Here is a 12,707-nt window from a genome sequence, read left to right on the forward strand (position 1 = left end):
CGCGATGACTAGCGCATTCGCAACTCTTCACCGAAGTCTTCTGACCGCCTTTCTATGTCTGGCGGCTTCCGCCACGGACGGCGCGAAAGGAGAACAGGCGTCGTCCTTTGTGACCGTCAAGGACACGCACTTCGAACTCGACGGCGCTCCATTCCCCGTCGCCGGCGTGAACAATCATTATCTTCCCTACGGATCTCGCGACGAGGTCATCCGTGTGCTCGATGATGCGGTGGCCATGAATGCCAACGTCGTGAGAACGTTCATTCAGCCGGTCATCGGTTCGCTGCACGGAGCGATGCCGACGATCTGGAACTGGAGGAGCAGGGCAGACACGAGCAATCTCAACGTCCATGGCGTCTATATGCTTTCCTGGGATCCTATGCAGGCGCGGATGGCTGTGAACGATGGTCCGGACGGCCTGCAGCGGATCGACTTCCTGCTTGATGAAGCGAAGAAACGCGGCCTTAAAGTCATCATCGCCTTTCTCGATTTCTGGCCCTACACTGGTGGCGCGCAGCAGATGCGGGCTTGGTACGGCAGCGACGACGTCTATTCTTTCTTCGCCGAAGACGCCCGCACGATCGCCGACTACAAACGGTGGGTTGAAACCATCATCACCCGCGTCAACAGCATCAATGGCATCCGCTACGCGGCCGATCCGACGATCTTCTCCTGGGAGCTGATGAACGAGCCGGATATCCATCCTGAGGCGCTATTGAAGTCATGGCTTACGGAAATGGCGATATACGTCAAATCGCTGGATCACGATCATCTCCTGGCTAGCGGCCATAGCAATCCAAACGGCGATTTTCCGGATATGGGAATAAGTCAAATCGATTTTGGCACCTGGCACGGCTATCCGCGATGGAATGGAATTACACCTGAAGAGATGAATGATCGCATCCGCGCATTTTGCTCCGCCAGCGCCGCATTCAACAAACCGGTTTTGCTCGAGGAGTTCGGTTGGTCCAAAGCCCACGCGGATCAGATCGACGTTTACCGCAACTGGATGGACGCGCTTTACAATAGCGATTGCGCGGGCTGGGTCGTCTGGCGGCTCGTTTCACGTCAGGATGGCGGCCATTTCCCGGACGATTCCGTCGACGGTTTCGACATTCACAATGACGGCGGCCCATTGTGGAATTTGATGCGAGACGCCGCGGAAAAACAAATAGCGAAACCGCGCCAAGTTAAATTGCAGGAAATTCCGTCAACTAAATAGAATTTGAAGGCATTTATAATAGAACGAATTTTGCAATCGCCGATTTTTAAGAAATTTTGGACAGGCAAATGAATATGCTCAATCCAATTCCCGAGGGCCCGCGCGGCACGCGCCAGGAGAGTGGCGCGCTACAAGGAAGCGGTCTGCTTCAGTCAGAAGACGAGTGGAAGGCCCGCAATGACGAGCTGGCGGGCACGCTGAATGAACTCATTCGCCGTCACCATGTCGTCAGCACCGGCAAGGCGCTCGACGTTGGCTGCATGCGCGGAGAGCTCACCGACCGTTATGGCGAAGGGCTGGAGCTTCGCTGGTGGGGCATTGATCCGGACATCCCTGAGAGCGGCGTCACTGTGAAAGGCGCACAGTTATCGCCGGGTTACGGCCACGAGCTCGCGTTTCGGGCCGGTTCGTTTGATTGCGTGACGTTTGCCAATGTCTACGAGCACGTGCCGCCGAATCTGCGAAGCGATACGATTGCGGAAATCTACCGGGTGTTGACGCCGGGTGGTATTCTCGTCGGCCAGCTCCCGAACCCGTATTTTCCTATCGAGTCGCATAGCCGGCTCCCGTTTCTCGGAGTTCTGCCGCGCCCGCTACAACGGTGGTACTGGCGATTGACGCCGACCGGCTGGGATTTCGAGAAGGCGCACTTTTTCAGCGTCACGATCAACGATCTCAAACGCCGGGCGACGGCTTCCGGTTTCGAGGTCGTGACGATCAGCAATTTCAACTATTCGCCGCGCGCCGTGCCTAAGGCCGTGCGGCGCCTCGCGATGGTCCACGCGCGACTCGGCATCATGCCGTGGTCGTGGCAATTCGTGTTCCGCAAGCCATGCCGTCGAATCCCACATTGGTGATTTGAGTAATTCGCGCTTTTTGACATGCGACGCCGTGCTTGCGGGCGCAAGCCCTCCGCGCGGCAAGGTCCGCATCTCGGAATACGTGGACGACATGCCCGACAGCAGCCACCCCAGCATGGGGAATTGGCCTTCTTTGGAAAATGACAGAGAAACGACGTTTTTTCGGCGCGGGAATTTTCCCCAGGCCGCGACGTTGTCGTTCGCGTGAAATTCCCCGCCAAAAAAGGCGAGTGCAAGATCGGATATTCTACAACCTCGCGCTCAAACCAGCAAAATTGAATAGCGACTTATCTTTTGGCCCCCAATGCGTGTCGCCTACGGGCCGCAGATCCACGCATTTCGACTGCTATCAGATTGACAATACAACCCCTTCATGGCGTCGTGCGGGCTGGTAAGAATAGGGGAGTGAAAGCAATGACTTTTAAAATCGGCGTGGCGATTCTGGTTGGCCTCAGCGTCGTCGGCTCGGCGACGACCGCGGACGCACGCTGGAACCGGCGCGGCGAGTGCCGTCCGGCGATGGAAGGCGCGGCCACCGGCAAGGGTGTGTTCGGCCTTGGCAGCGCCCGCGCGCGGGAAGCGGCGATTAGCAACTGGGAAGAAGCAGCAGAAAGCCGCTATGGCCGCGCATTTTCGAATTTCGACCGCGCCGCCGGCGTCCGGTGGGATTGCGCGAAGAACGCTTTGATCACGGCCAAGTGCGTTGTCATCGCGCGGCCCTGCGCAGCGCGGATCAGCGGCTAAGCTGTCTGAAGCGATCGGCATGGCCCACGAACAGGGGCATGCCGATCTCTGACCTTACTGCTGTCACCTTGCCGGAGGCTCGGGCTCCGGCTCTCCATCGGGATCGAGCGGTATGGGAGAAGGCTGCGGCGGCTCCTTCGGTTCGGGCGGCAGCGTCGGCAATTCTCCCGGCTCCTGCGTCGGAAAAGGAATGGTTGGCGGATCGTTGCCGTTTTCCATCGCCGAAATGTCCTCGATTGGATCGCTTCTGCTCGCTGCATGAGAGTATCAACGGAACGCCGTCCGAAGACGCACCGTTCCCTTGAGGTACACAATCCCTTGCGCCAAAAAGTTACGGCCCAGCAGAAACTGCCGGACCGCATCACCAGGATCCAATTCTCAATTCCAGATCGAATGGACCTACGCGCGGTCGCCCGATCGAAAGTCCCACGCGCCGTTCAGGTCACGTGCCCCGTTACCGCGTGCCAACATTCGCGGCGCCCTCAGTGTCCGGCGATCTTCGCGTCCTTGCTCGCCGGCGTGTAGAGACCGAACGGATTGCCATCCGGATCGGCGATGATCGCGATCCGTCCGACATTCGCGGCATCCGTCGGAGCTTTGATGACCTTTCCGCCCTTCTTCAAGGCTTCGACGACGGCATCGTCGACATTTGCGACTTGAATGTAGGTCAGCCAGCCGGGCTTCGGATCGGTCGGCTCCTTGCCGTCGTACTTTGCCAAACCGGCGCTCTCGACGCCGTTCTGCATAAAGAGTGTGTATTCGTTTTCGCCGGGAGCAGGCGGGCGCGAAGTGTCTTCAGCCGCCACGACCTTCGGAGACCAGCCGATGACGCTCGCATAGAAGTCGCGGCTGCGATCCGGGTTGGCGCTGATAAGCTCGTTCCACCAAATGCTGCCCGTATCGCTTTGAGCGGACGAAGCAGTCAGGCTTTGGGCATTGGCTGGCATTGCGAAGAACAGGGCGCATACGGCTGAAAATACCGCGATGATGCCGGTACGGGGTGTTGCAAGAATTCGGGACATTGACCCACTCCTGGTTCGGATCGAATTGGGAGGGATACAAGCAAGCGCAATGCCAACTCTCGGGGGCCGAGAGGTTTCCGGAGATGCGGCTACTTCCGCTTGCACGGCACAATATAGGTAAATCCGCGAAAGCCGCTGTAGTCCTTGCCTTTGATAAACGGCGAAATCACCACGCTTTTTCCGTCCGCGGGTGGGTTGTTCAACGCGAGCATGGAGAGCGGATCGATAAGCTCGGCGCTGTCGTTCCACCACTCCGGTGCGCCGTAGGTATTCTTGCGCCAAGTTAGATTATCGTGATCGGCTTTCCAGACCTCCCAATGAACTTCGGGAAGATAGGTTTCATTCTCGCCGGGATGCGTGACGCGCGCGAGCCGCTGGCCGCGCTTCACCTTGTCTCCGGCTTTGAAATGTTTGATCTCGTCGAAGTCGAGATGATCGAACTCGGAATAATAAACTTCGGGTCCGCCGCTGAGATTGAGATCGCGACGATCGTGGCGGATCAGAAGCGCGCCTTCGATGCCCCATTTCCAATTGGCTTTCCAGACCGCGCGCACAGTCCCGGGCCCGGGCGCTATAACCCATTCGCCCAAGCGTCCGATATCGACGCCGGTATGAATCTCATCGCGGCGCGTTCCATCGACATCGATCCAGCTCGCATATCCCGAAGTGATCGGCGAGCAATTGTATTCCGCCGGATAAACGGGAACGAGACCGGTCGGCGTAACGGCAGGCGCTTTATCCATTGCAGGGGGCCCGTCGGAAGTGGCGCTTGCTGTCATGGCCATCAAAGCGAGCCAGCTAGCGATGACATTGAATATTGCTCGCCGGAATAAAGGCACGTCTCGAAACTCACCTGCAATTTCAGATCGATCATGATGGATATCCGGCATCGCCGTTATATGGGCGCTCAGTTGGCGAACAAAGCTACCCATTTACCTTTATATGAGCAATTTAATCAGTAAGCATGATTTAGCATTCCCTTAATGAGCAGTTCTTTTTAGAGCAGACCGCAGTCGGCCCGTGATGAGGCGCCTGTGTTTTGTCTGCGTTAATTTTAAAAATTGCTGAGCGGCTTTCTTTTTCTGGGAAATTGACCGGAACCGGGCCCACTCGTCGTGCCGAGGTTGAGATCTCACCCGCCGGTCCGTCGTCTGAGCAAATTCTGACGGGTGTTCGGATTTGGTACGTGCCGCATGGTCCGGAAAACGAGCCGGCGGAGCATTACGGGACACTGACGCAAGACGACGTCCTCGAATTCGCTTCCATACGTAACCTCGAAAAACGTCATCGCTCGCTCGCGACGCGTAGCGTTCTGAGGCGAGCACTGTCGGCAAGCGTATGCGGTCGAATAGCCCCGGAAGAGTGGCGTTTTGATCGGTCGGAGTCGGAAAAACCGCGCTTATCGACGGATGCGGGAACGTTGAATTTCAGCTGTTCCCATACGCGTTGGGCGTCGGTCGTCGCGGTTTCGACCATCGGGCCCATCGGCGTCGATATCGAAAGTGCTGTTATTCCCTCGACTGAGACATGGCTCGCCGACGTCTTTACCCCTTCCGAGTGCTCAGACCTCAAATCAATGCCTCGAGAGGAGCGGGAAGCGGCCGTCTCGCGGCTTTGGTCGCTGAAAGAAGCCTACTTGAAGATGCTTGGCACCGGAATTGCTGAAGCACTGGCAGTTGCATTCGATCCTCGGACCGATCGCCTCTGCTCCGGACACCATAGCCGGCTGCCGGAGCTGGCGACCTTCCGGACGTGGATCGCCAAAAGCCGAGGGCATCGACTTTCCGTGGCTGTCGCGATGAGCGGCAGCAAGGAAGAAGGGGCCTCGCGGCACCAGTCGATCGAGGAAGCCCGTGTCCCTATTCGAACCAAGTTGGCATTCGCTGGAAACCGAGAGGGCGCGAGAGCCTCGGCTCCTGCACCACTATTTCGAACTCCAGGCGCAGCGGCGGCCTGATCATCCCGCCATCGAGTTCGCAGGCGAAACGCTCACCTACGAAGAGCTCGATTGTGCCGCAAATCGCGTAGCCAATTACCTCGCATCGTGTGGAATTGGTGCCGAAGACCTCGTCGGCATCTACCTCAAGAAATCGCCGCACCTCTACGCCGCAATTCTCGGCATTCTGAAAGCCGGAGCCGCCTACGTTCCGATCGATCCGCGTTCGCCCTTGGAGCGGATCCGCGCGATCGAAGACGATGCGAAACTTCGCATGATCATTTCGGAAGACGCGCTGGCACGCGCGATCGAAGGAAACGTCGCAACCCCGCTTCTCCTCGCTGACCGGGATCGTTACGTTGTGTCCGAGCAGCCCGCTGTACTCGTCGACGCTTTGAGGAACGGCGAAATCGCCACGAATGCGCTGAGCTATATCATCTACACCTCGGGATCGACCGGCCGTCCCAAAGGCGTGATGATCGAGCACCGCAACGTCGTGGCCTTCGTCAAATCCTTGCGCTCGGTCTACAAAATCACGGCGGACGACCGCGTCTATCAGGGATTTTCGACAGCCTTCGATGCATCGGTTGAAGAAATCTGGGCCGCGTTTTCCCGCGGAGGAACGCTGATCGTTCCGCCGGAGGAAGTCGAAAGATCGCCCAGCGACGTCGCGCAGTTCATCGACGATATGCAGATCACGTATTTTTCGACCGTGCCGACGATGCTCGCGATGATCGATCGCGATCTTCCGACGGTAACGACGCTGATTCTCGGCGGCGAAGCCTGCTCGCAGGAACTCGTGACGCGTTGGGCAAGGCCCGGACGCCGGATGCTGAACACATACGGCCCGACGGAAGCGACCGTCGTTGCCACCTGGCACGAATGCGTGAGCGGCGAGCCAATTGCGATCGGCAAGCCGCTCCCAGGATATTCGACGCACGTTCTCGACGAAAACCTGCAGCCGGTGGCTCCAGGTGAAAGCGGTGAGCTGTTCATCGGCGGCGCCGGGGTTGGACGCGGATATATGAATCTTCAAGCGCTCACCGATCAGCGCTTCGTGGCCGATTCATTCGAGCCCGAGAAGAAAGGCCGGCTCTATCGCACCTATGATCATGTCCGGCTTGGGCATGAAGGAGAGCTGTATTTTCTGGGACGCCTCGACGACCAGGTGAAAATTCGCGGCTTCCGCATCGAGCTTTCCGAAATTGAAGCCGTCATGATCGAGCATCCGCAGATCAAGGCAGCGGCTGTTGCGGTTATCGAAACGGGCGACATCAAGGAACTTGCCGCGTATGTCGTCTGTCATGGCGCATCTGAGCACCTCGATCGCCAAGCGCTCGACGAGCTGCTGCGGAGCCGTGTGCCGGCTTACATGGTGCCGCAATATCTCGACGTGATAGACGAACTGCCGATGACCACGAGCGGCAAGGTCGATCGAAAGAACCTTCCCGCACCGAAGACTCTGCTGAAGGGCGCCGGCAATGTCGTCGCTCCGGCGACCGACCTTGAGACGCGCATTGCGGGCGCTTGGGCGGAAGCGTTCCGCCTTGAGAGCATCTCGGTCACGGACGATTTCTTCCTTGATCTCGGCGGACATTCGCTCTTGGCTTCGCGATGCGCGAGCCTCGTCCGCGACGCGATCGCCGGCGCGCAAATTTCTGTCCGCGACTTCTACGAGCATCGTTCGGTCCGGGCTCTCGCGTCCGTTCTCGAAAGCCGCCTGCGTGAAGCAAACGCGGAAAATCCGGCACGCGCCAACGTTTCGGAAGAAGCATTCAAGAGCGTTCATCCGCTGATGCGCTGGATATGCGGTTCGCTGCAGGCCGTGAGCGTCGCTGTCTATTATGCCATCCTCTCCGCGCCACTCGCCTACGTGGTCCTGATCGCAACCGCCGCGACCGACGGAAAAATCACTTGGACCGAGGCGGCACAGATTTCGACGCTGGTCGGCTTCGCCGTTTGGCCGAGCATGCTGTTCCTGAGCATTGTGCTCAAGTGGCTGGTCATCGGCCGTTTCAAACCCGGCCGCTATCCGCTCTGGAGCTTCTACTATTTCCGCTGGTGGCTCGTGACGCGCTTCCAGGCTCTGAGCTGGGCCGATATGTTTGCCGGCACGCCGCTGATGAGCCTCTACTGGCGCGCAATGGGCGCCAAGATTGGCCGCAACGTCAACATCGAGACGTCGCTCTGCGGCGCCTTCGACCTGGTCTCCATTGGCCAAGGTTCAAGCATAGGTCTTGAGACCCAGATCCTCGGCTTTCGCGTTGAGGACGGCTATCTCGTGATCGAGCCGGTCGAGATCGGCCAGAATTGCTTCGTCGGCATGCACTGCAGTCTGGGTCTTGGAACGAGCATGGGTGACGGCGCGCGCCTCGACGATATGTCGTCGCTGCCGGACGGCACCGCGATGGCAAGTTATGAATGCCGTCGCGGATCTCCTGCGCTGCTCGCGGAAGTTTCGGTGCCGGAAGCGAAAGCGCCGCCGCCAAGCCTCCTGCGCGCCTTCTCGTTCGGCGCACTGCATCTCGCGCTGATTTACGCGATGGGGTATTTTCTCATCGCGACGATCATCCCGTCCGCCATTATCATCATCGCAGGACTGTTGATCGCCGGACCCGTCGGCGGTGCGATCGGAGCGTTCGTCGCGGTACCCGTCGGAATTCTCACCTACGCGATTGCTGCGATTGCGCTCGTCGCTCTGCTGCAGTCATCCGAGGCAGGGCGGATCCCGGTCTACAGCCTTGCCTATGTGCGGCATTGGTTCGTCGGCTATCTGCTGAAGAATACCAAAACCATTCTGCTGCCGGTTTACGCAACAGTCTATTGCCCGCCGTTTCTCCGCGCTCTCGGAGCAAAAATTGGAGCGGGCTCCGAAGTTTCGACCGTCTCGCACATCACTCCGAATCTCCTTGAAGTCGGCGAGGGAAGCTTCCTGGCGGATGCCTGCCTCGTCGGCGGCCACCGGATCAACGACGGCGTCATGGAGATCGGCGCGGTGCGCATCGGAGCGCGAAGCTTCATCGGCAACAGTGCGCTCATTCCAGGCGGACATGCGGTTGGCGACAACGCGCTGATCGGCGTAGCTTCGACCCCTCCCGCGAACGTCACGGAAATTCCGGACGACACGCGTTGGCTGGGCTCGCCTGGCTTTGCCCTCCCGCAAACGCAGCGCAACGTCTGCTTCAACGAAATGGAAATATTCAAGCCTACGCTCTCCGCCCGCATCGCGAGAACGATCACCGATACGCTGCGTGTGTTGTTGCCGGGCTTCATTATCGCCGCGGAAGGCGTCGCGTTCGCAGCCTATCTCGTGATGGGCTATCACGCGCTGCCCCTCTGGATCGTTATCGCGGGCATTCCATTTGTCGTATCGGCGATCGCGGCCGGATCGATTTTTGCCAGCGCCCTCATCAAGAGTCTGTTCGTCGGCCGCATAACGGCGACGGTGAAGCCGCTCTGGTGCAGGTTTATCTGGAACAACGAGCTTGTGAACGGCGTCTACGAAACGGTGGCGGCCACGACGATGACGCCGTTGATGGGCACGCCCTTCATCGCATCGGCCCTGCGCCTGATGGGCTGCAAGATCGGCAAGTGGTGCTATCTCGAAACCACACTCTTCTCGGAATTCGATCTCGTCGAGATCGGTGACCGCGCGTGCCTGAACATCGGCGCGACGATCCAAAATCATCTTTTTGAGGATCGAGTTTTCAAGGCCGACCACATCAAGATCGGCGACGGTTGCACGGTCGGCAATATGGCCGTCGTCCTTTACGGCACCGAAATGCACGCCGCTTCGAGCCTCGGTCCGCTATCGGTTCTGATGAAAGGCGACGTGCTTCCGGCTGGAACACGCTGGCACGGCACCCCCTGCGAGCCTCTCGCATCACCGGCGAAAAGCGCGGGCGAAGCGAAGAAGCCGTCATCCACAGGCGCAAGCTCTTATGCACAACCTAAGCGGCCCGCGCGGCTGGTGAAAAAGCAGATCGAGTTGCTACCGATCTCGGTGTGAGTACAACCGCGCCATGACTGTGGCTTCCCGGCCAGCGCCGGGAGGTCTCAAGCAGTGGACATCGACGCTAAACTCGACTCGAGCACGCGAATCACTTTCCCTCAATCTCGACATTGAGAAGTTCGAGTCGAGGTTATCCCATCTTCGCACCGGGATGGGAGCGTATGCGCGCTCGCGGTTTCGCGCCTGAGGATGAGCTATGAATAAACTTTTTGCGTTTGTTGCCTCTGCATGGGCTATGCCCATGATGGTCGCGCCCGCATTGGCTGATGGCCCCTTCTCGCTGAAGGACACGCCGGTTCAGGTCGAAGCGCCGAGCTGGTCTGGGGTCTATTTCGGCGTCGGCGCCGGCTACGGCCACAACCACTCGAAAAATAACTACCATGACGACTCGGGCGACGTTGACGCTACGTCATCTAAAAACGAGTACGCCGATGGCGGTCTGGTCTCGCTGATTTACGGCATAGACCGGCAAGTGGGCAGCCGCTTCGTCGTCGGCGCCTTCGCGGATTTTTCGACCTCCGAGCTCAATCGCGGCAACGAAGACATTCATAACGCGATGACGATCGATCGCTCGTGGGCGATCGGTGCGCGTGCGGGCCTCCTGCTCAACGAGCGGACGCTGGTCTACGCGACAGGCGGTTATACGCAGGCTCACTTTTCCAATGATGGATGGTGGGACATCGACCCGGATGGCGGCGGCCCAACCGTGCATGGCAAGGGCAGCCAGACATTCAGCGGCTACTTCGTCGGTGGTGGCATCGAACGGCGGCTGAACGACAACTTCTACCTCCGCGGCGAGGCCCGTTATTCCGATTTCGGTAGCCGGGTGACCAACAGCGGAAACGTCGACGGCGCCAATTTCGTCGACCGCGAAGTCCCCTCGATCATCACCGTTCAGGCGGCGCTCGTCTATAAGCTCGACCGCGCGAAGGTCTTGAACCCCGATCCGGTAACGGAAGATCGCGGACCGAAGGTCATCTCCTATAGCGGTATCGACGCTGCGAAGGGCGCGGTCGCCTACTACGGCGGCACGGTCTTCGGCTTGAGCGGCGATCTCTACAAGAGCGGTGCAGTGCTCCGCACGCAGGGCATTATCGCCGACTATAATTATCATGCAGGCGCGCCGCTCGACTCAAAGGTCGACGCAGACGACCGCTCTCTCGATGTCATGCTCGGCTATCAGTGGGTCTTCTCCAACTGGAGCGCCACTGCTTATCTTGGCTACGAAGTGCGCAACGTGCATCTCTCGCCAGCCGATCTCCAGAATGATGTACGTGGCGGTGCCGATGGCTTCAAGGTAGCTGTCGAACTCGAGACCGACGACGAAAGCCAGTACTATGGAAGCCTCGAAGGCAGCTACTCGACGGCCTTCAATTCCTACTTCGCGGAAGGGCGGGTCGGCTACAACTTCAAGCGGTTCATCGTCGGACCTGAAGGCTCGGTCTATAGCGACGAAGGCGATATCTCGACTCGCGTCGGCGCCTTTGCGACGGTCCCCTTCCATCTTCCGTGGAACAATCTTCCGGCCAAGCTCACGTTCAACGTCGGCCATCAGTTCGTAAACAACGGCGGCGAGTCGAGAACGGGCGGCGAAGGCGTCTACGGCGGATCGATGCTGCGAGTGGATTTCTGAGGCGCATCAGCCCCTATCGGAATGAATAAAAAAGGCGCGCGCTGATCCTTTCAGCCGCGCCTTTCTCTTTGTGCCCTGCAGGGATTAATTGACGGCGCCCGTAGCGACGGAGGGCTTGCCCTCAGCCTGGGGCGGCGGCGCCGTGAGAGGCTGCACCGGCGAACCGGGGCCGATCTTCTGCAGATTGCCGGTAATGATCAGGTCTTTCTCATCCACGCCGACTACGCTGATGAGATCTCCGTCCGCCGGGCCCAGCGTCACCAGCTTCTGCTGGGCAATATTCTTATCGCCGACCACGTAGACATATTTTCCAAGTTGGCTCGAGCCGAGGGCCGTTTGAGGCACCATCAGAGCATTGGCATCTTCGCCGGCATGAATGCGGATGCGAACGTACTGGCCGGGGAGAAGTGTCCGGTCAGCGTTGGCGATCGTTGCTCGCGCTGTGAGCGTGCCCGTCAGCCGATCGATGGTGTTATCGATGAACGTGATCGTGCCTTTGTGCAGCGGCTTGTCGTTCCCGGGCACGAAAATCTCGGCAGCCGTCGCGCCGCTGGCACGCACTTTCTGAATTGCGGGCAGCTCTGCTTCGCTCGGATTGAACGTCACGTAAATCGGATCGATTTGAACGAGAGTATTGAGAGGCCCACCTCCAGCGCTGATGAGTGCTCCGAGCGGTGCCTGGTTCTTGCCCAATCTCCCGGCGAAAGGCGCGCGAATTTCGGTATATCCGAGATTGAGCTCGGCCGTGCGAATGGCGGCGTCGTCGATTGTTATGGCAGCGTCCGCTTGCCGGAGCGAACTCGACCGCTGATCGTAGGTGTCCTTGGCAAGCCATCCGCTCTTGGAGAGTTCCGACCCGCGTTCGAGATTGGAGCTGGCATAGTCGCGAGCGGCGATGTCGCGCTGCTTCTGGGCTTTGGCACGATCGAGTTCCGCCTGGTAATCGCGCGGATCGATCACGTAAAGAAGATCGCCCGCGGCAACGTCCGCGCCGTCCGGAACATCCTGCTTCTGCACATAACCTGAAACCCGCGCTTGCAGCGTGATGTCACGGATGGATTCGGTGCGCGCCGAATATTCGAGATAGATGTTTACAGGCCGCTTGACGACGGGCGCGACCGGCACCGGCATGACGAAGGCGGCTTGAGGCGGCGCGGCTGGACTCTCAACCGCGGCGATCAGCTTCGCAAGATCTTGCCGATGAACGTAGGCAGCGCCGCCAGCGGCAACCAGCAAAGCCAGGACGACAATCTTCCAAAGTCGCATCGCAAGATCCCT

At 59.1% G+C, this 12,707-nt stretch carries 10 protein-coding genes; 6 read left to right on the forward strand and 4 right to left on the reverse strand.

The window, feature by feature from the left end:
• Positions 1 to 4: 4 nt before the first annotated feature.
• The 3 genes from AB4Z24_RS12405 (at position 5) to AB4Z24_RS12415 (ending at position 2,826) form a co-directional block, all read left to right on the forward strand.
• Positions 5 to 1,222: a glycoside hydrolase 5 family protein gene (locus tag AB4Z24_RS12405; protein ID WP_441708505.1), complete on the forward strand. Its 1,218-nt coding sequence runs from the start codon at positions 5 to 7 to the stop codon at positions 1,220 to 1,222.
• A gap of 68 nt (positions 1,223 to 1,290) precedes the next feature.
• Complete coding sequence (locus AB4Z24_RS12410; RefSeq protein ID WP_441708506.1) at positions 1,291 to 2,079, forward strand: methyltransferase domain-containing protein; 789 nt, start codon at positions 1,291 to 1,293, stop codon at positions 2,077 to 2,079.
• 417 nt (positions 2,080 to 2,496) lie between these two features.
• Positions 2,497 to 2,826 (forward strand): hypothetical protein, encoded by a 330-nt coding sequence (locus AB4Z24_RS12415; RefSeq protein WP_441708508.1) that lies wholly within the window; start codon positions 2,497 to 2,499, stop codon positions 2,824 to 2,826.
• Positions 2,827 to 2,889: 63 nt separating this feature from the next.
• Here AB4Z24_RS12415 and AB4Z24_RS12420 read toward each other — a convergent pair whose 3' ends face one another.
• The 3 genes from AB4Z24_RS12420 to AB4Z24_RS12430 all read right to left on the reverse strand — a co-directional run bounded on the left by AB4Z24_RS12420 (position 2,890) and on the right by AB4Z24_RS12430 (position 4,591).
• Entirely contained in the window at positions 2,890 to 3,045 is a 156-nt protein-coding gene (locus tag AB4Z24_RS12420; protein ID WP_441708510.1) for a Classical arabinogalactan protein, read from the reverse strand.
• Between the two features lie 263 nt (positions 3,046 to 3,308).
• Positions 3,309 to 3,848, reverse strand: coding sequence for a VOC family protein (locus AB4Z24_RS12425; protein WP_441708511.1), 540 nt, complete (start codon positions 3,846 to 3,848; stop codon positions 3,309 to 3,311).
• A gap of 89 nt (positions 3,849 to 3,937) precedes the next feature.
• On the reverse strand, positions 3,938 to 4,591 hold the full coding sequence (locus AB4Z24_RS12430; RefSeq protein ID WP_441708513.1) for a M23 family metallopeptidase: 654 nt from the start codon (positions 4,589 to 4,591) through the stop codon (positions 3,938 to 3,940).
• A gap of 677 nt (positions 4,592 to 5,268) precedes the next feature.
• On the opposite strand from AB4Z24_RS12430, the gene AB4Z24_RS12435 reads away from it, so the two are divergent.
• The 3 genes from AB4Z24_RS12435 (at position 5,269) to bcsS (ending at position 11,429) form a co-directional block, all read left to right on the forward strand.
• Positions 5,269 to 5,805: a 4'-phosphopantetheinyl transferase family protein gene (locus AB4Z24_RS12435; RefSeq protein WP_441708515.1), complete on the forward strand. Its 537-nt coding sequence runs from the start codon at positions 5,269 to 5,271 to the stop codon at positions 5,803 to 5,805.
• On the forward strand, positions 5,702 to 9,793 hold the full coding sequence (locus tag AB4Z24_RS12440; RefSeq protein WP_441708516.1) for a Pls/PosA family non-ribosomal peptide synthetase: 4,092 nt from the start codon (positions 5,702 to 5,704) through the stop codon (positions 9,791 to 9,793). The genes AB4Z24_RS12435 and AB4Z24_RS12440 overlap by 104 nt, the downstream gene beginning before the upstream one ends.
• Before the next feature lie 199 nt (positions 9,794 to 9,992).
• On the forward strand, positions 9,993 to 11,429 hold the full coding sequence (gene bcsS / locus AB4Z24_RS12445) for a cellulose biosynthesis protein BcsS (protein ID WP_441708518.1): 1,437 nt from the start codon (positions 9,993 to 9,995) through the stop codon (positions 11,427 to 11,429).
• Between the two features lie 84 nt (positions 11,430 to 11,513).
• Here bcsS and AB4Z24_RS12450 read toward each other — a convergent pair whose 3' ends face one another.
• Positions 11,514 to 12,695, reverse strand: coding sequence for an efflux RND transporter periplasmic adaptor subunit (locus AB4Z24_RS12450; RefSeq protein WP_441708520.1), 1,182 nt, complete (start codon positions 12,693 to 12,695; stop codon positions 11,514 to 11,516).
• Between the last annotated feature and the right edge of the window lie 12 nt (positions 12,696 to 12,707).

The organism is Hyphomicrobium sp. 2TAF46, assembly GCF_052114865.1.
In the GTDB taxonomy this organism is placed as follows: Bacteria; Pseudomonadota; Alphaproteobacteria; order Rhizobiales; family Hyphomicrobiaceae; genus Hyphomicrobium_B.

Bases quoted from the DNA above. Each gene is read 5' to 3' on its own strand.
- AB4Z24_RS12405 (WP_441708505.1), top strand. From the start codon at position 5: ATGACTAGCGCATTCGCAACTCTTCACCGAAGTCTTCTGACCGCCTTT.
- AB4Z24_RS12410 (WP_441708506.1), top strand. From the start codon at position 1,291: ATGAATATGCTCAATCCAATTCCCGAGGGCCCGCGCGGCACGCGCCAG.
- AB4Z24_RS12415 (WP_441708508.1), top strand. From the start codon at position 2,497: ATGACTTTTAAAATCGGCGTGGCGATTCTGGTTGGCCTCAGCGTCGTC.
- AB4Z24_RS12420 (WP_441708510.1), bottom strand. From the start codon at position 3,045: ATGGAAAACGGCAACGATCCGCCAACCATTCCTTTTCCGACGCAGGAG.
- AB4Z24_RS12425 (WP_441708511.1), bottom strand. From the start codon at position 3,848: ATGTCCCGAATTCTTGCAACACCCCGTACCGGCATCATCGCGGTATTT.
- AB4Z24_RS12430 (WP_441708513.1), bottom strand. From the start codon at position 4,591: ATGGATAAAGCGCCTGCCGTTACGCCGACCGGTCTCGTTCCCGTTTAT.
- bcsS (WP_441708518.1), top strand. From the start codon at position 9,993: ATGAATAAACTTTTTGCGTTTGTTGCCTCTGCATGGGCTATGCCCATG.
- AB4Z24_RS12450 (WP_441708520.1), bottom strand. From the start codon at position 12,695: ATGCGACTTTGGAAGATTGTCGTCCTGGCTTTGCTGGTTGCCGCTGGC.